The sequence below is a fragment of the Nitratiruptor sp. YY08-10 genome (genome assembly GCF_016629565.1).
Classification (GTDB): Bacteria; Campylobacterota; Campylobacteria; order Campylobacterales; family Nitratiruptoraceae; genus Nitratiruptor.
Genome location: NZ_AP023057.1, coordinates 609,699 through 633,418, shown reverse-complemented (window position 1 = coordinate 633,418; position 23,720 = coordinate 609,699). Strand labels below are relative to the sequence as shown.

Annotated in this window: 27 protein-coding genes; 8 read left to right on the top strand and 19 right to left on the bottom strand. The window is 36.7% G+C overall.

Annotated elements, in window-relative coordinates; genetic code table 11:
- Window positions 1-47: 47 nt before the first annotated feature.
- The 4 genes from glmS to flgL are packed head-to-tail and all read left to right on the top strand — an operon-like array spanning window position 48 to window position 5,347.
- A complete protein-coding gene (gene glmS / locus JG735_RS03515) occupies window positions 48-1,850 on the top strand; it encodes a glutamine--fructose-6-phosphate transaminase (isomerizing) (protein ID WP_236584217.1) in 1,803 nt (600 codons plus the stop codon).
- Between the two features lie 3 nt (window positions 1,851-1,853).
- On the top strand, window positions 1,854-2,213 hold the full coding sequence (locus JG735_RS03510) for a hypothetical protein (RefSeq protein WP_201335452.1): 360 nt from the start codon (window positions 1,854-1,856) through the stop codon (window positions 2,211-2,213).
- Window positions 2,214-2,256: 43 nt separating this feature from the next.
- A complete protein-coding gene (locus JG735_RS03505) occupies window positions 2,257-4,047 on the top strand; it encodes a flagellar basal body rod C-terminal domain-containing protein (RefSeq protein WP_201335451.1) in 1,791 nt (596 codons plus the stop codon).
- 55 nt (window positions 4,048-4,102) lie between these two features.
- Window positions 4,103-5,347, top strand: a complete 1,245-nt coding sequence (flgL, locus tag JG735_RS03500) for a flagellar hook-associated protein FlgL (protein ID WP_201335450.1) — start codon at window positions 4,103-4,105, stop codon at window positions 5,345-5,347.
- Here the strand turns inward: flgL and JG735_RS03495 are convergent.
- The 5 genes from JG735_RS03495 to JG735_RS03475 form a co-directional block, all read right to left on the bottom strand.
- Window positions 5,344-5,601 carry a hypothetical protein gene (locus tag JG735_RS03495; protein ID WP_201335449.1) on the bottom strand — a complete coding sequence of 86 codons (258 nt, stop codon included), beginning with the start codon at window positions 5,599-5,601 and terminating at the stop codon, window positions 5,344-5,346. The genes flgL and JG735_RS03495 overlap by 4 nt on opposite strands.
- Window positions 5,598-5,978: a flagellar export chaperone FliS gene (gene fliS / locus JG735_RS03490; protein ID WP_201335448.1), complete on the bottom strand. Its 381-nt coding sequence runs from the start codon at window positions 5,976-5,978 to the stop codon at window positions 5,598-5,600. The genes JG735_RS03495 and fliS overlap by 4 nt, the downstream gene beginning before the upstream one ends.
- A gap of 12 nt (window positions 5,979-5,990) precedes the next feature.
- The gene (fliD, locus tag JG735_RS03485; protein ID WP_201335447.1) at window positions 5,991-7,349 is read right to left on the bottom strand and encodes a flagellar filament capping protein FliD; all 1,359 of its coding nucleotides are present in this window, start codon (window positions 7,347-7,349) and stop codon (window positions 5,991-5,993) included.
- A 10-nt stretch (window positions 7,350-7,359) separates the two neighbouring features.
- On the bottom strand, window positions 7,360-7,758 hold the full coding sequence (locus JG735_RS03480; protein WP_201335446.1) for a flagellar protein FlaG: 399 nt from the start codon (window positions 7,756-7,758) through the stop codon (window positions 7,360-7,362).
- Between the two features lie 97 nt (window positions 7,759-7,855).
- The gene (locus JG735_RS03475; RefSeq protein ID WP_201335445.1) at window positions 7,856-9,442 is read right to left on the bottom strand and encodes a flagellin; all 1,587 of its coding nucleotides are present in this window, start codon (window positions 9,440-9,442) and stop codon (window positions 7,856-7,858) included.
- Between the two features lie 173 nt (window positions 9,443-9,615).
- Between JG735_RS03475 and JG735_RS03470 the strand changes: the two genes are divergently transcribed.
- From JG735_RS03470 to JG735_RS03455, 4 genes are read left to right on the top strand one after another with little or no spacing between them, the layout of a single operon-like run.
- The gene (locus tag JG735_RS03470) at window positions 9,616-10,656 is read left to right on the top strand and encodes a flagellar brake protein (protein ID WP_201335444.1); all 1,041 of its coding nucleotides are present in this window, start codon (window positions 9,616-9,618) and stop codon (window positions 10,654-10,656) included.
- Window positions 10,653-11,069, top strand: coding sequence for a hypothetical protein (locus JG735_RS03465; protein WP_201335443.1), 417 nt, complete (start codon window positions 10,653-10,655; stop codon window positions 11,067-11,069). Before JG735_RS03470 ends, JG735_RS03465 begins: the two co-directional genes overlap by 4 nt.
- A complete protein-coding gene (locus JG735_RS03460) occupies window positions 11,017-11,472 on the top strand; it encodes a MotE family protein (protein ID WP_201335442.1) in 456 nt (151 codons plus the stop codon). The genes JG735_RS03465 and JG735_RS03460 overlap by 53 nt, the downstream gene beginning before the upstream one ends.
- Window positions 11,456-12,916, top strand: coding sequence for a GGDEF domain-containing protein (locus JG735_RS03455; protein WP_201335441.1), 1,461 nt, complete (start codon window positions 11,456-11,458; stop codon window positions 12,914-12,916). The genes JG735_RS03460 and JG735_RS03455 overlap by 17 nt, the downstream gene beginning before the upstream one ends.
- Here JG735_RS03455 and flhB read toward each other — a convergent pair.
- From flhB to flgC, 14 genes are all read right to left on the bottom strand, one after another.
- On the bottom strand, window positions 12,911-13,966 hold the full coding sequence (gene flhB, locus JG735_RS03450; protein ID WP_201335440.1) for a flagellar biosynthesis protein FlhB: 1,056 nt from the start codon (window positions 13,964-13,966) through the stop codon (window positions 12,911-12,913). The genes JG735_RS03455 and flhB overlap by 6 nt on opposite strands.
- A 3-nt stretch (window positions 13,967-13,969) precedes the next feature.
- Window positions 13,970-14,737 carry a flagellar biosynthetic protein FliR gene (gene fliR / locus JG735_RS03445; RefSeq protein ID WP_201335439.1) on the bottom strand — a complete coding sequence of 256 codons (768 nt, stop codon included), beginning with the start codon at window positions 14,735-14,737 and terminating at the stop codon, window positions 13,970-13,972.
- Complete coding sequence (fliQ, locus tag JG735_RS03440; protein ID WP_201335438.1) at window positions 14,734-15,003, bottom strand: flagellar biosynthesis protein FliQ; 270 nt, start codon at window positions 15,001-15,003, stop codon at window positions 14,734-14,736. Before fliQ ends, fliR begins: the two co-directional genes overlap by 4 nt.
- A complete protein-coding gene (gene fliP, locus JG735_RS03435) occupies window positions 15,000-15,710 on the bottom strand; it encodes a flagellar type III secretion system pore protein FliP (RefSeq protein ID WP_201335437.1) in 711 nt (236 codons plus the stop codon). The genes fliQ and fliP overlap by 4 nt, the downstream gene beginning before the upstream one ends.
- Window positions 15,707-15,964, bottom strand: a complete 258-nt coding sequence (locus tag JG735_RS03430) for a hypothetical protein (protein ID WP_201335436.1) — start codon at window positions 15,962-15,964, stop codon at window positions 15,707-15,709. The genes fliP and JG735_RS03430 overlap by 4 nt, the downstream gene beginning before the upstream one ends.
- Complete coding sequence (locus JG735_RS03425) at window positions 15,957-16,208, bottom strand: FliM/FliN family flagellar motor switch protein (protein WP_201335435.1); 252 nt, start codon at window positions 16,206-16,208, stop codon at window positions 15,957-15,959. Before JG735_RS03425 ends, JG735_RS03430 begins: the two co-directional genes overlap by 8 nt.
- Before the next feature lie 8 nt (window positions 16,209-16,216).
- Entirely contained in the window at window positions 16,217-16,732 is a 516-nt protein-coding gene (gene fliL / locus JG735_RS03420) for a flagellar basal body-associated protein FliL (RefSeq protein ID WP_201335434.1), read from the bottom strand.
- A 95-nt stretch (window positions 16,733-16,827) separates the two neighbouring features.
- Window positions 16,828-18,693 (bottom strand): flagellar hook protein FlgE, encoded by a 1,866-nt coding sequence (locus JG735_RS03415; protein ID WP_201335433.1) that lies wholly within the window; start codon window positions 18,691-18,693, stop codon window positions 16,828-16,830.
- A 1-nt stretch (window position 18,694) separates the two neighbouring features.
- On the bottom strand, window positions 18,695-19,354 hold the full coding sequence (locus tag JG735_RS03410) for a flagellar hook assembly protein FlgD (RefSeq protein ID WP_201335432.1): 660 nt from the start codon (window positions 19,352-19,354) through the stop codon (window positions 18,695-18,697).
- A gap of 59 nt (window positions 19,355-19,413) precedes the next feature.
- Window positions 19,414-20,727: a FliI/YscN family ATPase gene (locus tag JG735_RS03405; RefSeq protein ID WP_201335431.1), complete on the bottom strand. Its 1,314-nt coding sequence runs from the start codon at window positions 20,725-20,727 to the stop codon at window positions 19,414-19,416.
- Window positions 20,681-21,364 (bottom strand): hypothetical protein, encoded by a 684-nt coding sequence (locus JG735_RS03400; protein ID WP_201335430.1) that lies wholly within the window; start codon window positions 21,362-21,364, stop codon window positions 20,681-20,683. The genes JG735_RS03405 and JG735_RS03400 overlap by 47 nt, the downstream gene beginning before the upstream one ends.
- A complete protein-coding gene (gene fliF, locus JG735_RS03395) occupies window positions 21,361-22,989 on the bottom strand; it encodes a flagellar basal-body MS-ring/collar protein FliF (RefSeq protein ID WP_201335429.1) in 1,629 nt (542 codons plus the stop codon). The genes JG735_RS03400 and fliF overlap by 4 nt, the downstream gene beginning before the upstream one ends.
- A gap of 10 nt (window positions 22,990-22,999) precedes the next feature.
- Window positions 23,000-23,299 (bottom strand): flagellar hook-basal body complex protein FliE, encoded by a 300-nt coding sequence (gene fliE, locus JG735_RS03390; RefSeq protein WP_201335428.1) that lies wholly within the window; start codon window positions 23,297-23,299, stop codon window positions 23,000-23,002.
- Between the two features lie 10 nt (window positions 23,300-23,309).
- Window positions 23,310-23,720, bottom strand: a complete 411-nt coding sequence (gene flgC, locus JG735_RS03385; RefSeq protein ID WP_201335427.1) for a flagellar basal body rod protein FlgC — start codon at window positions 23,718-23,720, stop codon at window positions 23,310-23,312.

Below are 23,720 nucleotides of genomic sequence, written 5' to 3'. Positions count from 1 at the left end.
ATACAAAAAGAATTGTTACAATAACAAAAAAACTTTCGGAGTACATTGTGTGTGGAATAGTTGGGTATATCGGCTCTAAAAATGTTAAGAAAATTTTGTTAGATGGGCTTAGGGAGCTTGAATATCGCGGATATGACAGTGCCGGGATCGCTATCATGCAAGATAAAAATCTATATATATTCAAAGCAGTCGGTAAACTGGATAATTTAAAAGAAAAAACAAAGCAGTTTGAGCCAGAAGGTTTTGGCATCGGTATCGGTCACACCAGATGGGCAACACATGGAAAACCAACGGAACTCAACGCACATCCCCATATGGGTGAGTACAGTTATGTGGTTCATAACGGAATCATCGAAAATTTTAAAGAGATCAAAGAAGAACTCAAAAACAGAAATTTTGTCAGCCAAACAGATACAGAGACTATCGTTCACCTTTTTGAAGAAAATCTGAAAAAATCCGAAAATCCGAAGGAAGCGTTCCGAAAAACAATCAAACGGCTTCAAGGAGCCTATGCCGTACTGCTGATCACTAAGGCCGAACCGCAAAAGATATTCTTTGCAAAAAAAGGCTCTCCCTTAATCATTGGCAAAAATGGCAACGAGATCTATTTTGCATCCAGTGATGCACCGCTCATTGGCAATGCTAAAGAGGTACACTATTTAGAAGATAATGAGTGGGGCGTAGCAGAAGCCAGAAAGATAGAACTATTCCAAGACGATACCCGACTCTCGCCTTCGTTTCAAAAGCTCACTATCAATAAGGAGTATGCTCAAAAGGGCGGTTTTCGATTTTTTATGGAGAAAGAGATTTACGAACAAAGCGATGTGATAACCGAAACAATGATGGGACGTATCCATGATGAGGGAATCCATTTTGATGAGATTGATGATGATTTTTTGCAAAACATATCCAATATAACCATATGCGCTTGTGGCACAAGTTATCACGCGGGGCTCAGTGGAAGCTATCTTATCGAACAATTGGCCAAAATACCTGTACGTACAGAGATCGCCAGTGAATTTCGATACAAAAACCCGATCTTACAAAAAAATACGCTTTTTATCGTTGTCAGCCAAAGTGGTGAAACTGCAGACACTTTGGAAGCATTGAAGATGGCAAAAAATGCAGGATTGAAAACAGTTGCTATATGCAATGTGGACAACTCCTCCATCGTAAGACTTGCGGATAGATCCATTCTCACTCGTGCTGGCATCGAAAAAGGTGTAGCCAGCACAAAAGCTTTTACGACACAACTTATGGTTTTATGGATGCTTTCGGTGTATCTTGCACAGCAAAAATCGACTTTAACAAAAAATGAGATAGAACAAGAAATCCATGCCATGAGTACGACTCCTAAAGCACTCAAGGTTCGTCAAGAGATGCATGAACGTATCAAAAGGCTTTCCAAAAGATATCTGCATGGACATGGATTTTTCTATATCGGTAGAGATATCTTCTATCCGTTGGCACTCGAAGGTGCCCTCAAACTCAAAGAGATCAGCTATCTTCATGCAGAAGGATATCCAGCTGGAGAGATGAAACATGGTCCCATTGCATTGGCGGATCCAGAACTCTTCACAATTGCCCTTATGCCCAAAAACAGACTCTATGAAAAAACAAAGAGCAATGTTGAAGAACTCAGCGCAAGGGATTCGACAATCTGTGCCATTTCATTCCAGGAATTTGATCTAGCAGACGATTTTATAAAGATCAATGAATGGAACCATTTTATGTTAGAATATTATGAAATGGTTGTTGTATTACAACTTTTGGCAATGGAGATAGCCATTCGTCTTGGCAATGATGTGGATATGCCACGTAATTTGGCCAAATCTGTAACCGTGGAATAAAAAATGAACCAAGAGATTCAAACTATTTTGCAAGAAATTATACAACTGTTGGAAAAAGAGAAAGAGCTACTTGTTTTATCGATCAAAAATCATGATGTCAGTAAACAACTTGAAGAGATTATAGAACAAAAAAAGAGTGCACTTTCGAAACTATCTGAACAGAACGAGGAAGATATTTTGCAAAATAAAAAAGAGTTGGAAACAATAAAGCTTCTCAATGAACGAAATATTGAACTTGCAAAAAACAATCTCAATTTCATTGATTCAATGTTTGAAGCGATATTTTGCGATGAAGCAAAACAGTACACCCCAAATGGAGAGTTAACATCCCAAAAAGAGGGATTGGTCAATAAAAAAGCATAAGTTTTTTCCGATAATATAAAAAGCCTCATCAAAAGGAACGATCATGGCAAACACTTCTGTATTGCAATCAGCTATGGCAAACGCTTTGAACAATATCTCTCAAACTCTTTTGCAAAATCAAAGAGCTATCGATATTGTCAACAACAACATCGCAAACCTCAATACAGAAGGATACAGCAGGGTTGAGGCAGGTTTTTCTTCACTCCCTACTGGTGGAACACTGTTGAGTGAGGCAAAAAGAGTCTTTGATAAAAACTATTTTTTACGGATGATCAACACAAATCAAGAAAAAAGCTATTATGAAAATTTAGACAGCACCTTAAGCCAACTTGAAGCTCTTTTTAAAGACTCTTTAGGCGGCGGTTTCTCCAAACAGATCGACGAATTTTACAACTCTTTAAATGATGTGATCTCATCTCCAGACGATTTGGTGGCTCGAAAATCGTTTCTTACAAAGACAAAAATGCTTGTAGGAAGAGTCCGAAGCGTAGGTGAGGGAATGGATGATCTAAGCGGGCTTATAAAAAACTCTTTTCGAGAAACTGTGATGCAGATCAACAACCTTGCAAAAAGAATTACCGATCTTAATAAAAATATAAAATATTTCGCAAATGACCAGACAAAGCTCAACAGTTATCTTGATCAAAGAGACCAGGCCATAAAAAAGCTGAGCTCTTTGATAGATATCAAGGTTATCTATCATCAAAACAATACGGTAGATATAACCACGGCAAAAGGCCATATGCTTGTATTGCAAGATAAAGCTACTCCAATACAGACTCGCACAAACAAAGTCACCATGGTTAATAGTTATATTGTAACACCTGCCAATACACTCTCCTCACCGAAAGATATCATTACGGATTCTGGAACACTTACGATCAACTATAAACTTAATGGAGAGGACCAAAGTTTTAGTATCGATTATCAAAACAAATCACTCTTGGATATCGCATCTGAAATCAATGCCCAAAGCAGTGATTTAAAAGCAGATGTAGTCAATGTCGGAGATCAAACAAATCCAGACTATCGTCTAACAGTTTCAACAAAAATGAAAAATGTCCAAAACGAGATCGTTTCCATAGAAGACAGCGATGCTGATGATACAACAGGTTTTGATACAAGCAATTCCAGTGAAATATACAAACAAAACTATGCAAAACTTCGAGTTTTGTCAGGCTCTGTGGATTTGACTAATCTTTTCCAGTTTGGAAAAATAGCCTCTTTGATCAAATCACAATCTCTCATCAATCAAGCTTTATACAACGTCAATCGTTTTGCACAAGATTTTGCCTATCAAATAAACTCTATTCACAGAAACGGATACAATCTTAATAATGAAACAGGATTGGATCTTTTTATCAGTGAACAAAGCGGGAACGGTTTGGGAGTCGATGCAACGAATATAAAGCTCAATTTTGAAGATCCCAAAAAGCTGGCTGCCGGAATAGCACAGAATATGCCAGCGGATAATACACTAGCAAAAGCCATCGAAAAAACGAAAGATGGAACCATCTCCTATTTTGATTCGACTATAAAAAGTTTACAAGAGTACGAACAGCCAGACTTTCTCGATGGTTTGACATATAACGATTTTTATAACAGTAAAATCGTTTCCGATATCGCTTTTGAAACTAAGTATACAAAAGATAGATTGGATGACACGACCTTATTATTTAATACATTAAATGAAAAAATAGAAGATATAAGCGGGGTCAACCTCGATGAAGAGCTCGTTAAACTGACGCAACTTCAACGCAGCTATCAAGCCACTGCAAGAGTCATGATGGTTACAGATGAACTTTTTAAGACACTCATCGAAATGACGCGCTAAAAAAATATTAAGGAATGACCGATAATGACAAAAGAATTACCATGAGGAGAAACAGATGCGTATAAGCACCTTAGGTGTCTTTAACAGATATCTAAGCAACATTACCAAATACCAAAACAAGATTGAGCGCTACTCAAATGAACTCAGCAGCGGAAAAAAGATATTCCAACCTTCCGATGCACCTGTAGATAACAGCAGAGCGCTTCAACTTAAATCTTTGGCAAAAGAAATTGATGGCTATATGCACAATATTGATCTTGCTTCCAACAGCATGTCTATAGCCGAGACAAGTTTGAAAAATGTCTCAGAAGCGGCTCTGGATGCTCGAGTAGATATCGTACAACTCCTCAATACGGGTATTCTTGATAGTGAAGATGCCAATATGTTCAAAGACTACCTACAAAATGTCAGAGACTACATCATCTCTCAGTCAAATGTGAGAATAGGCAGCAACTATCTCTTTGGTGGAGAAGATAGCAAAACTGTCCCTTTTGATAAAAATGGTTTTTACCGAGGAAGCAGTGTGGAAGTAAGTGTTCCAGTTGCGAAAGCGACAGAAGTTGTTACTAAATTCAATGGAAAAAATTATCTCTCAACTACTCAAAGTGGTATTTTAGGAAATGAAAAACAAAAAATTGGACTTGTGAAAGCGATCGATGATATTATTGCCATTATCGAAGACGGAGAGATCTACAAACTTCATGGGAAGAACTCCGAACTCGGATATGCTTCTGTAAATGATGCTCTCATATCTTCCGCTGAAACGAATGGTACAGTAACCATTAACTATAACGGTACCACTATCAGTGTGAACTATGACAGCGATACAGCCGATGCCATAAATCCATCTACATTACAAGAGCTTGTGGATGCAATCAATAACGATCCCGCAAACAATGGAAATATAATAGCGTATACATTCACTGACAAAGACGGTATCGAACGATTAGGTTTTACAGGAAAAGAGACAAATAAAGATATCAAAGTAACAATCACCGGTGATCTTCAAAATCACCTGGGCAGCTTCAAACATGTTCTTAATGAATTTGATGAAGGGTTTGATGGAGTAGATAGACATCGAGGTATGATAGGTGTACAAGAACAACTCATAGATAATCTCAAAGAGCAGCATGACAATTTCAAAGTAAATTACAATGAACTCGCATCAAAATTTGAAGATAGTGACTATGCAGAAGCTATAGTCAATCTAGAAAAAGCCAAAACAACCTATCAGGCCACTTTAGCGAGCTTTATGCAGAACAAAGAGTTGTCTCTTCTAAAATATTTCACTCCATCTTAATATTTTTTATAGACTTCGAGAATCTTTTTCTCACTCTCTTGGGATTGAAGTTTTTGAGCAATATCTTGTTGCAATGTTACAGCTTGTTCTTCAAGTTCTTTGATAAGTTCGATGATTTGATAAAGTTCTGTTTCTTCACATTCCTTTAAGGAATTGGGTAGATCATTCAAAAATGCGATATAACAATCAATTTCTTCGCTGCGGAAATTGTTCAACAAACTGCGAAGAAAATCGATCGACTTTTGGCAGCTCATGATGCGGAAGCTATAGGATTTTTCAGACTCTCTTTAAAACCTTCGGCGATAGGTTTGAGTACTTCCAATGCATTATTGATATATTCTACTTTATTTGTAGCGTTTGCTTTTATGATCTCATCTATACAAAAAGCGTAAATTGCATCTAAATTTTTGGCAATCTCCCCGCCTTTTTCGAAATCCAAAGAGCTTCTTAACACTTCTAGTCCCAAGATAGCCTTATCGAGTTCTTTGATTTTTGCTTCTATAAGTCCTTCCGTTATAGCTATCTTCACCATATTGAGCTTGGAAAGTAGTTCATCAAACGTCGCAAGTAGTAAATCCTCTTTACTTTCTATTTGCGTCATATTTTTCTCATATACGTTATATGGACTCATTCCCTATCCTTTCTATTTATCTCCACCATTGAGCAAGGCTTTTGTAAAGTTCTCTATTCTTAATCTCGTATCTTGGAGCTGAGAAAGATAGACATTTATTTTTGCATAGCGAGTCCGAAGAGCGTCGATCTCTTTTTGTATTCTCTCGCTTTTCTCCTCTATCTCTTTTTGAATTCTATCACTTCGCTCAAGATAGCGTTCATTCATCAAGATCATATTGTCTGTATAATTATTGACATACGACTCCAGATCTCTAGTCATATCGGTGAATATCGTTTTCGCATCAAAATTTGGATCATTTAAAAGGGATCCCAAAGCATCTTTTTTCAGTACGAGTTTTCCAGTGGCCGCCTCACCATCACCCGTCGTATCCAAAAGACCATATTGGCCAAGGACACTATTGAGTTTATTGAAAATTGTGGTAGTGATGCGAGACAAACTTCCTTCTCCCTGGAGTGGCTGCCCCTTTGCAGTGACTTCATTGATCGTATCTTTGAGTGTATTGTAAGATGAAACAATTGTATCGAGAGAATTTTCAATATCTGAAAAATCTTTTGCGATAGTAAGGGAACTGGTGCCCACCTCTTGAGCGGTGATTTCCACACCACTTAATACATCACTAAAGGTATTGGTAGCATTTTCTATGATGATGCCATTGAGTTTTATCTGGGCGTTTTGTGCTGCTTGTGTGGTATAGGACGCTCTAGGGTCAGTAGTAGGATCGCTATTGGTATCAAAACCTGTTGTATCATCACCATCGCTATCGGAAATTCCTGTTATTTCATTGTCAATGCCGGTTTTTTTCGAGGTGACTAAAATACGATAATCAGGGGATGTGGAGCTCCCACTATTAATCATTGTCGCTTCCAGATCTGCAGACTTATTGATCTCATTCACAATGTCAGCAAGAGATTTTCCTGTATAGTCAATATCTAAAGAGGTTGCAGCTCCATCCAATTTATAATTGATCGTCAATATGCCGCTATCCGTAAAAGCTGCATTTGGGTCTGAGACATTTTGTGCAGGAGAGATCAGAAAAGAACTTGCCTTGGCAAGCTGTACTACTTCCAAATCGTAACTGCCAGGTTGGGCTTTAGTACCGTCAACACTTACCGATGCGATGTTGTCGTTGGAAAGTGTTGCATCTAATTTGTCATAAATAGAACTATCTTGCAAAGTGGTCAAAGGAGAAAGAAAATCGCTCAGTGCACTTTTTACCTGGACAATAGCCGTAGATTTCGCGATGATCTTTTGTTGCTGAGCTTGCATTTGCTGCAAAGGAATGGATTTGAGTTGGGCAAGTTTATCAAGGTATGCATTATAATCAAAACCCGTATTGGTAAGGCCCGTTATGGACATCTCTCCTGCCATTTTCTACCCTTTAGGCTTTGTTTTTATATAAAAGTCCAGTTATTTCATCGATATATTTTGCAATTTTCAAAAGAGCTTCTGGAGGAAGCTGTCTGATAACTTCTTTTGATTCTTGATCTACAATTTTGACTATCTGTTTGCCTGTATCCTTGTCGACTTCGATTTTGAGCTGAGAGTTTGTAAGCAAAGATATCTTTTTTTGGACTGTATCAAGAGCGTTTTTGAGATCTTTTTCCGTAATATTTTTTTTCTGATTTCTAACTTCATCTTTTTGAATATTTTGTTCAATTTTTTTCTGATTGTCATTTTGTATTTGCGTTTTTTGCGTCTCTTTCAACTGTTGTGTCGAAGAGTTTTGTGTATTGAGTTGCTGTATCGATTGATTGCTCATAATTGCTTTGACATCCATCGCTCTCTCCTTATGCTTTTTGAAAAAGCTCTTTAAAAACCTTTTCAAAAAGCACTTTTATTTCATTATACCATAGGGCAAAAGCCCTATGAAAAAATTATCTAAGAAGTTGTAGAACCATCTGAGGTAGCTGATTTGCCTGTGCAAGCATCGCCATACCAGACTGCATAAGCGTTTGTTGTCTTGTAAATTCACTCATCTCTTTTGCAAAGTCCACATTTCTAATACGGCTCTCCGCTTCTCTTGTCTGAGTTGCAGCGAAATCATTGTTGTCAATGATAGCTTGCAAATTTTGTTGAATGGAACCAAGATCACTTCTTTGTGTATCTATTGTCTTAATAGCATTATTGAGAATTACCATTCCTAATTCAGCACCAAACTGTGTGGTTACATCAATATCATTGAGGTTTTTAAATGCTCCATAGTCAGCAACGCTACCCGAAGCAGTTAAGCCAAGACCTGTTGTTGTAGTACTCAAACCTGTAAAATCATAAGTATCAGAATCTTGGAGACCTGCAATTGTTAGATCACCAACTTTTATTGCAGCCCCTGAAGTATTATTAGTATCATCAACAACTGTTGTTGCCCCCTGAATGATTGTACTTAAATCAACGCTTGTATTTGCAGTAGCGTCACCATCAGTAATGGCTACATCCAATCCTATTGTCTCACCATTTGCTGTTTCCAAAACAAGTTTACCATCACCAGTTTTGGATGCACTCAATCCAATATCTTGACCTTGTGCATTGATATCACTAATAAGCTGATCCAAAGTCACATCGCTGGTATATTTTAATGTAAATTTTTGGGCATTTGCGCTTGTCATATCACTACCTACATAAAAAGTCAGATCCACTTCGTCTCCCGAAGCAATAGCCAATGTACCAAAAGCAGCGTCTGCAGTACTTTGATTCTTCGCTAATGCTGTAATACCTTGTCCTGACAAATATGAATCTCCATTTATCGCAGTTGCAATGTCATAAGCATCTGTCGCATTACCATCTGTCAACTTATTCTTAAGATCAACCCCTGCAACGATAAATTTATCATCACTATCAACAACAAAATCATCAAAATTAGTTGTATCATTCAAAATATCAGCCACACTACCATGTGGAGTTGCGTCACCAGAGTTGCCGGCAGCCGTTTTTCCTGTACCTTCCAAAACTTTAGTTCCTAATGCATCTGCAGTTGATTTTGCAATTGAAATATCAAGAGTCTGTCCTGCTCTAGCACCATATTGTACTGATTTAGCTGTAAATGAACCATCTAATAACTTGATACCGTTAAATTCACTCGCTTTTGCCATTCTATCAATTGCATCAGTAATAGCTTTAATATCATTTTGAAGAGCATTTCTTGCATTTGCATCATTCGTATCATTCGCAGCCTGAGAAGCTTTTGTATACATAGATGTCAATTTGTCATAAATTTGACCGAGTGTAGATTCTGCAATTTGCGCTGCACTTATACCATCGTTGGCATTTCTCGAGCCTTGATCAAGAGCCTTACTCACAAGACTCAACTGATCAGCTATAAATAGACCTGCTGCATCGTCTTTCGCGCTGTTGATCCGAAGACCTGTTTCTAATCGCTCTAACGATGTATTGAGCCTGTTTTCCGTTTTTTTCAAGTTGACATGTCCGAAGTCAGCTTGAAAGTTATAGTTTACTCTGAGTGCCATGATCGCCTCCTTATTTTTTTTTACAATCTCATTATCGGTGATGCCAAATTATTTTTTAGCCTAAGCAGAGAATATTGAATAATTTTTTTGCACCTATGCTTTAAATACTGAAAAAGTGTCATTTTACGAGAATTTTGCTACCATATTAATGTGATTTATACAAAAGGATTTTTATGGAAGGAAACCGTTTCGAAACGGTCAAACTCGCAACGCAGTTTTGGAACAGTGATAGCGAAACGACAAAGATCATTGTTGTTTTATCAATAATTGGCTTTATTATTTTTTTCACTGCGGGTTTTTTCTTTCAAAAATATAGAAAAGAAAAAAGTGTTTTTGAATATTTTAAACGATACGCTATCGAGAGGGAACTAACTCCAGAAGAGATAAAACTTCTTTGGGCATATGCTCAAAAAATGGGACGTGACCCGATGGTAGTCCTTGAATTTAAAGCACCTTTTGAAAAAGTTGTTGATCTTTATTTGCAAGAAAATCCTAACGCAGATGAGAGACTCATCAAAGATATGCGAAAAAAACTGGGCTTTGAGATCCTCTCGCCCTATATTCCGCTTGTGAGTACGAAAGATATAGAACTCTTTCAAAACGCGACACTTATCCATCAAAACAAATCCTATAATGCAACGCTTTATGACAAAGATGAACGATATATGTATTGGTTGCTATCCGATGCTATACCAAGTGATCTAAAAAGTGGTGATCTTATCAAAATTATTTTTATACGCAAAGATGATGCTATATATACAGTTATCGTTCCAATCGAAAATATACTCAATGAAAATGGAAAAATTGTTATCCAAACCCCACATACATTCGAAATGAGCCGAACACAAAGAAGGGAATATCCAAGAGTCCGGACAGAACTCCCTGTCAAAGTTTTTTACCATGACGAAAAAGAGGATAAACAGTATACCTTACACGGTGAAATGGTCGATATCAGTGCAGGCGGGGCGAGAATCTGCTTCAACGGCAAACCTGATATTATAAAGAGATTCAAATACGCCGATATCATACAGATAGAATTTACACTACTCGATATCAAAATCAAAAGCTATCTGAAGCTCCTTGATAAAATCGAGTATGCAAATAATCTTTGTATACGGGGAACCTTTGAAGAACTCTCAGCACAAATCGAGCAAAAAATTCATGAATATGTCCAAAAAGAACAGAAAAAATTGGCACAATTGAAAAACGCATGAAAAAAAATTCGCTGCAACTTTTCATTAAAGAAAACAAGATTCAGCTTGATAAACTCTCCAATGAAAAGAGAGAACTCGATGTCTCAATTGATGAACTTATTGCATATAAACAATCAATAATTAAAAATATCGATGATCTTGAAAAGCAAACATGCCAAACGCTTTTCGAACAGATTCATACAATCAACTTTATTCGAGAGCTCAAACTCAACATTTCCAAAATCGATTTTCAAATAGAACAGCTTGAGCAGAAAAAAGAGTATATTCTTCAGCAGATGAAAGAACTACGCGCTATAAAAAAAGCATATGAAAAATTGCAGGAAAAAATGAAAAAACTGCAGCAAAAGAGAGAAGAGAAACATGAAGAGATTATGGCAGAAGAATCTTATCGTTTTCATACTAATAAGCAGTAGCACTCTTTTTGGACAGACAGAAAAAAAAGAGATACAAAAAGAACTTACCAAATTAAAAACTATGCAAAAAATTTTAAAAAAACAGATCGAGGAGAAAAAAAGATTACTCAAACAGATCAAAGAAGAAGAAGCAAAATTGCAGCAGTTCAAAAAAGAATTGGATACTCAACTCAGAACCATCCAATCTCAACGTTTCAAAAAACTGGCAAAAGATTTCGAAAGTATGGATCCTGAATATGCTGGAGACAAACTCTCAAAAATCAAAGATCCGAAAATTGCTGCATACATTCTGTACAATATGAAGTCAAAAAAAGCAGGGGAAGCCCTGAATTTTATCGATCCGGAAGCATTAAACAAAATAACAGTAATTTTGACAAAACTCAAAAATGACAAGAAACAGTAAAACGACCATTCTTTTTATAACGCTTCTCTTTGTCGCAATTATAGGGATTATTGGGATATATTTTTATTTTTCCCAAGACAAGCAAAACAGAATAGATCTCTATCTTTCCCAAAAAATTGATCAATTACGTTCAGAATATCGTGTAACAAAATATTCGTACCAACATTTGATATCATTCTTTTACGATACCCTCTATGACGATCAAGAGTTTTTGAGATTAATAAATCAACCTAAAGACAAAAAAAGACTCTATCAAAAACTTCTTCCATACTACAAAAAGCTAAAAAAATATCATATCCATTATCTCTCACTGAACAAACCGGATGGAACACTTCTATTGAATATGAACAAACCGCAATTGACAATCTCATCCAAAAAACGGTTTTTAAATAACCAAAATAGTATGGCAAACAAGCTTTTGATCACTTTTCAAAAACCGATTTATTACAATAATCATCTCGTTGCATTAATCAATCTCGCGCTGTCATATAATGTTTTTACGAAAGAACTACAAAAACTTTTCCATGCTCATTACGAGTTTATCGTCAATAAACTAATGGTTCAGGGCTTTGCATTTCGTTACGGTATATACTCGTTTGTTCAAAGTGATTTCAGCCCATTTTTTTACTATGAGAAAATTTCCGACAAAAACGATGATAGTTATCCACAAGTCATACAAAAAATCAAATTAAAAATACGAAACAAAATAGCCAACCAATTATTACAATATCAGGATTTTGCAACATACATAAATATTGATGGCAACTACTACGTGGCAACATTTTTGGCAATCAACAATGACCGCTTTAATATCGGCTATATCGTTTCTATCAAACAAGATAACAATATCAAGATATTTGATACGATTTTTTGGCAAAATATTGTCATAGGCTCTATACTTATCCTCTTTTTATTTATGATGCTCTTTTATTTTGCAATGTCAAGGATAAAATTTGAAGAGATGGCAACAGTAGATAAATTAACTGGTCTCTACAACAGACATAAATTTCAAGAGATTGCAGAAAGTGAGATCAAAAGAAGCCATCGACATAAACGACCTTTATCCGTAATTTTGTTCGATATAGACCATTTTAAAAAAATCAACGATACCTACGGACACGACATAGGAGACGCAGTTTTACAAGAACTGGCAAAAATCATCAAAAAAAATATTCGAAAATATGATTATGCAATTCGTTGGGGAGGAGAAGAGTTTTTGATTTTGGCTCCTGAAACAGATGAAAAACAAGCCTTCGCCATGGCTGAGAAACTAAGAAAAGCAGTCGAGTCACACACATTTCCTGAAGTTGGAAAAGTAACTATCAGTTTGGGTGTTGCCAGTGTAGATCCCAATGAAAGTATCGATCAAGCCATCAAAAAAGCGGATAATGCACTCTATAGCTCCAAACTCGGCGGAAGAAACAAAACAACAATTGCATTATAACTTTTGTCTCTTTTTTTTGAATACTTTTGCAAAGATTTTCGCTATCGCTTTATAGAGATTTTCCGGGATATACTCATCCACTTCACAGGCTTGATAAATTGCTCTTGCCAAAGGTGGATTCTCTTCTATAGGAACACCGTGTTCCTTTGCTACTTCTTTGATCTTTAATGCAAGATAGTCTTTTCCTTTTGCAACGACTTTTGGTGCATGCATTTTCTCTTTTTCATATTTCAAAGCAATAGCAAAATGCGTCGGGTTGGTAATGACCACATCCGCTTTTGGAACTTCGGCCATGATTCTATTCATGCTCATTTCTCGCATCCGTTTCCGAATCTCAGATTTTATCTGAGGATTCCCTTCCATCTGTTTGTGTTCTTCTTTGATTTCGTGTTTACTCATTTTGATATTCTCTTCAAATTCAAACTTTCTGAAGAAAAAGTCAATAGCAGCGATCGGAATGGATAATATCGCAAATCCTAGAATCATGATAAGGGTATATTTCACCAAAAGTACGGCATCTTTATACGGTGTAGTCAAAGCATATTGGAAAACGTCTTGGAGTAAAAATTGCACTAAAAAATAACTTACGACAGTTGCGGCAATCAATTTTAAAATATTTTTGACAAGCTCAAAAAGCGTTTTCAAGGAAAAGAGCCGTTTCAGTCCTGAAATAGGATCAATTTTTTCCAGTTTTGGAATCATAGTTTTAAATGTAAAAAGAAAGCCGATTTGTGCTATATTCGATACAACACCGGTTATCAGAAGTGCAAGAAAGAAGGGGATTATCAAATATCCCATAAACTCCATGACCAAATAGAGTATCGAGTAGTTGTATTGCGGAATATTGTACATTGGATCAGAAAAAATAAGTGTAAAAAGCTCAAACAGTTTTTTATATGCAAAAGGAATATAAGCAATAAAAAGCAAAAAGACGATAATCAATGTCGCTGATATGGGAATATCCTGACTTTTTGCTACCTGTCCCTCTTCTCGTGCTTTTTCCCGCCTACGGGGGGTGGCCTTTTCGGTTTTACTTGGATCTTTTGCCACGTTTTATCCTAAATGCTTTATAAATATAAAGTAGTTTTCCACCATCTGCTGTACATAGGTAACTCCCACGGAAACCAAAACCCCAGCTCCAATCATCAAAGCAACTATTCCTACAAAAATCTGTAGCGGCAAACCTACAATAAAAACATTTATCTGTGGAATGAGCCTGTTCACCAAAGCTAAAGCCAAATTTATCAAATAGACTATGAGAGCAAATGGAAAAGCAAGCTGAAAAGAGAGACTAAAAATCAATCCGCTTTTTTGAAACAGATAGGTAAAAAAGGAGTCCGGATATGAAGTTTGAATGAGAGGAATATATTCAAAACTCTTAACAATTGATATGATAAAAATATGGTACACATCTGTTACAAAAAAGAGTATAAAAAAGAGCATTATAAAAAGTCTACTTAAAATGGAAACCTGACCATATGTGGGATCAAACACGTTAACAATTGTAAAACCCATAAAATAACTAATGATCTCGGCAGCATAGGTAAATGCAGCAACAAATATCGAAACGAGTAGACCAATGGAAAACCCCAGCAAAATCTCTTTTAATATCATCAATGTAAATTGCATCAGCGTCACTTTGGAGAAGTCGTAATGAATTGTGAGATTTTGCAGGAGATAAAAAGAAAATGCCAACACAAGAAGCAGTTTTATATTGTTCGGAATATAATTTGCATTCAGTACCGGCAAAGAGAGGAATATTGCTCCTACTCTGAAAAACACCAATATAGCAAAATATATCTGATCAAGTGAAATACTCATTGAACCAAATGAGAAATCGAATCAAATATTGATTTATAATAATCGATCAATGTCATGAACATCCATGAACCAAATATAATTAACGCAACTACCGTCGCTATGATTTTTGGAATAAATGTCAATGTCATTTCCTGAATCTGGGTCGCCGCTTGGAAAATGCTGATAATAAGACCTACACCAAAAGCTGTCGCTAACGGAGGCAAACTCACCAGTGCCGTGATCTTTAGCATCTGTTCTACCAATGTGATAGCTTGATCAACATTCATTGATATCCTTTAATAAGCGCTTTAATCAGCAGTTCCCATCCATCTGAAAGAATGAAAAGTATCAGTTTGAATGGAAGAGAGATCATCATAGGAGGAATCATCATCATACCCATGGACATTAAAATACTTGCCACCAACATATCAATTACCAAAAAGGGTAAAAAAATAACAAAGGCTATCTCAAAAGCGATCTTAATCTCACTGACTAAAAATGCCGGTAACAAAACAGACAAACTGATATCATTGTAATTTTTTGGTGCAGTTTTGTTGATATCCAAAAAGAGCTTTAGTTCCTCTTTTTGAGTATTATTGACCAAAAACTTTTTTATTGGCTTCATCGCTGCTTCCACAGCTTCCATATCACTCATCTTATGTTGCATATACGGCTGTACTGCGTCCACATAAATTTGATCAAACACGGGTTTCATGATAAAAAATGTCAAAAAAAGTGATAACGCGATAATCACCTGGTTTGGAGGGGACTGGGGAATACCAAGAGCTTGGCGAAGAAGTCCTAAAACAATGACAATTCTTGTAAAAGATGTCATCGTGATCAAAATGGCAGGGGCGAGACTTAAAATAGTAAAAAGGGCAAGAATTTTTAGTGTCGTATCGACATTTTTTAACTGATCCAGCAAAGCATTGATATCATTTGCCGCGAAAAGAGGCATTCCTACAAAAAGTAATAATAGAAAGATTTTTCTCATTGTTCACTTCTTTCCCACTCTTTGATTACTATAGCTCCTTTTTCATCATTGAGTATGAGAAATTCTGTGTCCTTGACACGTATAAGAAGTATCTGTCTGTTCCGATCGATATAGTTTATTTCTTCGACATGTATCTTTCCGTTTTGCTTAATTGCTGGAGCTTTTTTTTTCAGATAATAGTAGATTATATATAAAGTAAAAATAAGTAGAAGAAAAGTTACAAGGAATTTAACAAGGAAATATGTATCAAGCAAGATCTACAATCCTCACTCCATACTTATCATTAATAACGACGATTTCCCCAATTGCCATTTTCTTGTCGTTGAGCATAACGTCAATGTAGTCTTCGGTATTTTTTTCAAGTTCAATCACATCCCCCTCTTTGAGAGAGAGTATCTCTATAATCATCTTTTTTGTGCTCCCCAGCCGCACGCTCATCTTTAACGAAATATCTTCCAATAAAGAGAGATCTTTTTGTTCACCTATCTCTTTATCCATCATCTTTCCTATGCTGTTTGAATCACAAAATCGGTAAAATAGACATTCTTCACACCGCCTATCGGTAAGATAGCATTGACTCTTTTTAGGATTTGCTCTTTTAACTCTTCGATTCCTTCGGCCGTACGAAGTTCATAAGACGACTTGGTAAAAAGGAGCGTCGTTATCGCATCCTTGACCTGAGGCAGTCTCTTTTCAAGCTCCTGTTTTACCTTCTCATCCTGCACATCCAGAACAATTGTCACTTTCAAATAACGATCTGCATCTTTATCCTGCAAATTGACAATAAATGTTCCAACATCGTATGTGATACCGAGATCTTCAATATTCTTGAGATCTTCCGCTATTTTTTCTGCTTTTTTCTCTTTTTTATTTTCCTCTTTTTTCTGCTTGTCCAATACCAAAAATTTGTACGCAGCAGCACCACCCCCGCCCAAGAGGATAAGAACAATCAAAAGAATGATTATGAGCTTTTTTTTCCCGCCACCTTGTGACTCTTCCTGTTCTTTTGCTTCTTCAGCCATAGATGGATCCCTTGTATGATGAATAAGTTATTCAAGTATAGTAAATTAATGATTAAACAAATATTATGTTAATGAAAGCCGGACAGGGAAAATCCCTATCGCTTTATGTCCATCGTCGTTTGGAGTATCTGATCAGATGTGGTGATCGTTTTTGCATTTGCCTGATATGCACGTTGTGCAGTAATGAGGTTGATGAATTCTTGAGAGATATCCACGTTACTCATCTCAAGCATACCACTTCGTATCTTACTGATGACGCCACCAGGAACGATTATAGGTGTGAAAGTCTGTTGATTTGGTAAGTACAGATTGTCCCCTTTTCGAACCAAGATCTCTTTATCCTTAAAAGTTGCAACTGCGAGTCTTGCTACATCTTTTACTTGACCATTTGTATAAGTTCCTTTAATGATACCATCTTCTGTTACACTGATACTCATCAAATCACCCTTACTCGCACCATTTTGCTGCGCGTAGAAGATGAATTCGCTATCGAGTTGTGTTAGCTTTTTAAAATCTTCAGAAATAGAGGAGTCTGTAGCACCATTATTTAAAAAACGACTTTCATTATTTGAATAATTGATAGTTGTTGTAGAAATATTACCTAAATCTGTAACTTTAATCCCATATTCGAATTCAATAGTGTCATTCGTATCACCATCACCATTTGTTAAAGTAATAGTACCTGTTTGATAATCTATTGTACCCACTTGCGTATTTGTCGAATCATAAATATTGCCATCGCCATTTTTATCAGTCCATGGCCCATTTGATATATCATTTGTACCATCTGTACCATCATCCCAAACATAAATAGCCAATGTTCCTGGAGCAATATTTGTAATACCTGTATTGTAAACAGAATTTGTCCCGTCATCACTTGCTTCTAATGCGGATGTATATTTATAATCTTTATATGTAACTGTAATACTATTTGTATTGCCATCACCTGCTGCACCAATTATTGTTATTTTTCCATCATCATAACTAATGGAACCTTTAATTTCTCCTGTTTTAATATCAACAATATTGCCTGAACCATCATCATTCCATGTGACATCTTGATTATTTTGATCTTTTGTTATAAATACTGTTCCGGGTAAGACAGGAACAGTATTTAACGTAAAAACACCATCATCTGAAATTTCTGATGCAGTATCATTTTGATTAAGTGTAGGTATTCTCATATAATAGGCAGAAGTAAGTTCGCCTTTACCGTTAAATTTCAATTCCAATGATGCATACTCATTTGCACCATCGGTGTATGTAATGGCCCTATCATCCAATTGAGTATATACGCGCCATGTATTTGTATCCGTTTTCACAAAATAGTGTTTTAAAACATGAGCTGTACCCAAACTATCGTAAGTGGTAATAGTATTTACATAATGGTAAGTAGTAGCATCACTTGGATCAAAAGTTTTCGTGATAGCATCGACTCCAGCATCAAGATTCGCAGGATTCTCAAATGCCACTTTATCCGTATTTTTTGGGTCAAGATTGTTAGGTATATTGATGCTTCCCATAGCTCCTGCAATATTTCCTGTCTCATCTAACATCCAGCCTTGAAGCTTTAACCCTGCGGGACTAATTACATCTCCATTCGCATCTACTCTAAAATCACCAGCTCTTGTGTAGTAGGTTAGATCAGCTGAAGGGTTTTTCACCATAAAAAAACCTTCTCCATCTAAAGCAAGAGAAAGAGGTTGGTTAGTATTTTTAAATGATCCTTGAGAAAAATCTTTAATAGTTCCGGCTACAAAAGCACCACCACCAATCTCTTTATTTCTTGGAGCACCTGATGAAGAGTATGTAGTGAGTGAACTTGCGACAAGATCACTGAAGTTCACCCTCTCTTGTTTAAAGCCGTTAGTATTGACATTTGCTATATTATCACTTATCACACCTAGCCACGTTTTATTTGCATTTAATCCACTGTTTCCAGTATAAAACGACTGTAACATCCTATCCTCCTATGCTGTATACATCATTCAGTTTTACACTCTGACCGCTGTTCACGCTCAAGACAATTTCACTCCCCTCTTTTTCCACACCGTCGACTAATCCAGTAGAGTGAATTTCAACTTGTGATATCTCTTCTTCCCCATTTTTTGCAACCACTCCTACATTGTAAACACCATCCGGTATACTCTCATCGTTGATTTCAAATCTTTTCGATGTACCTGCAGGTATAGTCTCTGTTAGCTCTTTTTGATATACAACATTCCCATTTTCATCATAAAGATAGAGAGCCAAGTAGTTCACATCCTCATCCAGTTTCACGCTCACATCCGTTTTGCCATTTTCTACGAATGTTTCGTTTCCGGTATACACAACTTTTTTGCCAATAAGATTTGCCGCACTCAAAAGTCGTTCAGTTCCGTTTGCCAATGTATTGACACTTGTTTCGAAGTTGTTGAGTACTTCCAGCTCTCTGAGTTTGACGGTATTGTCGATAAACTTTGCAATATCTTGTGCTTCAAAAGGATCTTGGAATTGAAAGTTTGCCAGTAGCACTTTCAAAAAACCCTCTTTGTCCATTTTGGACTGATCAACATTTTTATCGTATACATTGATCTCTTTTCCAGCATACCCTTGTATTGTCTGGATTGGTTCAAGTGCCATAAACGTCCTTTATACCGAGTCTATTTTAGATTGTAGCTGATGAAATATTAAAATTTTCTTTAATAACTAAAAAATCCATCACTTTTCGCCGATAATATTAGATTTTTCAAATCTTCAAAGCTTTTTTCCAAATTGACAGGCTCATCGATAGACTGTCTCAAATATTCTAGGCACTTCGGATAATATTTGATAGCAAGATCGATTTTTTGTGAACTGCCCGGTTTATATAACCCCATATTAATCATATCTTCGTTCTCTTTGTACAAAGCGTATATCTGAATAAACTGGGCCTGAAATTCTGAAATTTCTGGTGTTACAAGTTGCGGCGCGAGTCTGCTGATGCTTTTTAATGGATCAACTGCAGGAAACACTCTTTTTTGTGCCATCTCCTTTGAAAGGACCACATGACCATCTAAAAAACCGACTGCCGCATCTGCTATAGGATCACTTGACAACTCCTCTCCCTCAAATAAAACGGTATAGATACCGGTAATGCTTCCTTGATTGCGAAATGTCCCGGCTCGCTCTATTATTTTAGGAAGTAATGTAAATACAGAAGGCGTATACCCTTTGGACGTAGGCGGTTCACCCACGAGCAGCCCGATCTCTCGTTGCGCCATAGCTAGTCTCGTAAGTGAATCAACTAAGAACAGGACATCCTTGCCTCTTTTCGAAAAATATGTTGCATATGCCATAGCGATATGGACAGCTCGAAGTTTTGCCAAAGGTGGTTGATCCGAAGTAGCAACGACAACTATAGATTTTTGCAAGCCATCTTGACCCAGATTGTCTTCTATAAATTCTCGTACTTCCCTACCACGCTCACCAATAAGTGCAATCACATTGATATCGGCACTCGTAAATCTTGAAACCATCCCAAGAAGTGTCGATTTCCCCACCCCTGCACTGGCAAAAATTCCTATTCTTTGACCTTTTCCTATCGTAAAGAGTCCGTTAATGCTTCGTACACCTACATCTAAAGGAAGTTTGATACGCTCTCTCAAAAGAGGATTGATCGTTTCATTTTTTAAAGAGACTTTTGTTTCGATTTGCACCTTTTCTTTATTCAAAGGATTGCCAAAGGGATCAAGAACCGTTCCTAAAAGATCTTCGCCTACGCCGATTTTGGATGAAGAGAGAGATGAAGAGATGAAACTGCCTATGCGAATCCCAAATAGATCATCATAGGTCATCAACAGTGTTTTTCCATCGCGAAAACCGACAACTTCTGCTTCAACCCCATTATCTAGATAACATAAATCTCCTATGGAAACATCGGGCAAAACAGCTTCGATTAACGGACCTTTAATACTTGTAATCTTCCCTTTAATCAGATATTTTGGATGAGTTTTCAATCTCTTGACTAAGTTCATCTTTAATGAGTTCCAATTTCTTTTTTAGGTCCGGCTGTATCAAAAAATCATGAAAATGGATAACAAATTCATTCTCTTTCATATGTTCGTTGACTTTTATTTCCACTCCAGATGCAATTTTGTTTTGCAAAAGATCTTTTAAACGAGAAGAAATTTCAATGGAGATCGGAAAATAGTTGTGGAACTGCTCAAGAATCTCTTCTATTTTCTCTACAACATACTGGCTATTGTTCGGATCGATATAAAGATATTCTAAAATAGATGTGATATATTCATTTATCTGCGTTGAGAATTTTTCAATCGTGATTTCATAGGCTTTTTTCAACTCCTCTGTCATATGAGCCACATTTTTGGCATCTAGTTGCTGTTTTTGTTTATATTGTTCTTCAAACTCTTTTTTCAATTTTGAAAGATTCTCTTGCATTTTTTGCTCGTAAAGCTTCGTGGCCTCCTGAAATCCCTTTTCATAGGAGTCTTTAGAAGCTTTTTCGATCAGATTTTTATACTCTTTTTCTAACTGTAAAAGTTTCTCTTGATATTGTCTCTCTATATCTTCGGGATCCTTTTGTTGATTTTGCTGAGTCCCCTCTTCTTGATCATTCAATAAAATTGAAAAATCATCTATATCAAGCTTCATTTGCTGCTAGCCTCTTCTTTGATCCATTTACTGATCAGTGTTGCAATCAAATCAGGATTTTCTTGGGCAATATGAAGAATTTTTTGATAGACCGGTTCATCCTGTAAAGAGAGTGCGCTCATCTCCTCTTCCAGTTCATGCAGAGCTTTTTTTGAACTTTCCGTTAAGCTTTGTGGCGTTGTCGTACCAGGTTGTGCTACGGTTGCCAGTTCTTGCTCCAATAGAACTTTTTGTTTTCTTTGTTTGAGAATAAACCAGACCAGCAAAAGTGCCATAATAGCAATCAATGCAAAAGCTGCATATATGATATAGCGCTCAAATCCTTTGCTTGGTTGTATCGGTGCAGCAAGAGCTTGGTTTTCAAAAGGAACACTGACAACCGTAACCTGATCTCCCCGTTTTGGATCATATCCAATAGCACTTTTGATCAAGTTTTCAAATGATTTGAGTTCTTGCTCGCTGCGTGGAACAAATTGTACTTGCATCGTTCCGTTTTTATCCATTTTTTTGATATATTTTCCATCAATAAGAACGCCTACAGTAATCTTCTTGACTTTAAAAACATTTTGCTTGGTCACGATCAATGATTTCGTCACATCATAGTTTGTCGTAATATCTTTTTTACTCTTATCTTGCAAAATATTTCCATTGGGACCGGTATTGATCGTTGCAGGAACATTTGTAGGTGTACCAGGAGATCCGACAGGGCGTTGCGGAACACTTTTGGATTTCTCCTGAATCTTTCTCTCACTTACAACCGCTGTTTTATCAGGGTCATATATCTCGTCACGTTTATCTATTTTGGCAGTTTCAATTTCTACATTTGCCCGGACGACCACTTTTTGAGCACCAAGGGCTCTTGCCAACATCGACTCGACACTCTTCTCGATATCTCTACGAAGTTTTCGTTTGAGATCAACAACATCATTGATCTCTTTTTCTTCATTTTCTTCAAGCATATCCGAAAGAACACGTCCTGTATTATCGACAACTGTCACGTTTTGAGGTTTTAGTTTCGGTACAGCATGCGATACCAAGAAAACAATCGCTTTCACCTGCTCTTTTGTCAGACTCATTCCAGGATGCAATGATATGATCACAGAGGCTTTTGCCTCATCCTCTTCCCTTGCAAAAATACTGTCTTTAGAAAGAGCGATATTGACCCTGGCATCTTGTACAGCATCTATTTTTTTGATTGTTCTAGCAAGCTCTCCTTCTAAAGCCCGTATATAGTTGATATTTTCTTGAAAGTGAGTTATACCCATTTTGGGCTCATCAAAAATTTCAAATCCCACATTTTGCGATCTTGGCAGGCCCTTGGCTGCAAGTTTCAGACGTACATCATAAATCTTATCTTTTGGAACAAGAATGATTTTTCCATTCCCTTCCACTTTGTAGGGGATTTTCTCTTCCTGGAGGATAGTTAAAATATTTCCGGCATCATCTGCTGTCAAATTTGCGTATAAAACACCATACTTTTCAGCCGAAATATCCCGGATTAGCAATGCAGAAAGCAGAACAATCAAAGCTCCGATGCCGAGAGCCAAAAAGAGTGTTTTTATAAAGTTTTTATTTTCAAAAGCCTGTTTGAGTTTTTCTTTGATCGTTGCTATATCTAAAGCCAAATATCACCTCTTATACTTGCATACGCATAATCTCTTGGTATGCTTCTATCGCTTTATTACGAAGTTCTGTAGCAAAACGTAAGGAGATATCCGCCTTTTCGATTGTCGCCATTGTTTCGATCAAGTTTTCCACTTTACCGCTTTGTAAAAGTTTTTCCGCCTCTTTTGCTTTTGTCAAATCTTGATTGACATCAGCTATAAAATGCATCAAAAGATCAGAAAACCCCTCTTTGTTTTTGATGTTTTTTATCTCGTTGACACCCAATACATTGTTTTGTGAAGCTATTTGTCCTATGCCATCAATCTTCATTTCCTATCCTTTACACTTTCAAAATATCGATGGTTTTTAATAGCATATCTTTATGCGTATTAAAAGCGGTCAGATTTGCTTCATACGTCCTCATCGCAGAGATCATATCCACCATCTCCCTTAAAGGATCTACATTTGGCAGCTGTACATATCCATTAGCATCGGCAAGAGGATTGTTTGGATCATATTTGAGTTTAAATGGAGATGGGTCTTCGACAACCTGCTTGATTGCAACTTTTGAAAGAGGAATTTTGTTTTGTTCTTTGTCCAAAATCTCTTGAAAGATAGGAACTTTACGCCTATATGGGATGCCGTTATCGTCTATAGAGTTCGCATTGGCCATATTACTCGCAACGATATCCATACGATACTTTTGCACTGAAAGACCGGTTTGAGAAACTTCTAGACCTTTAAAAATCAT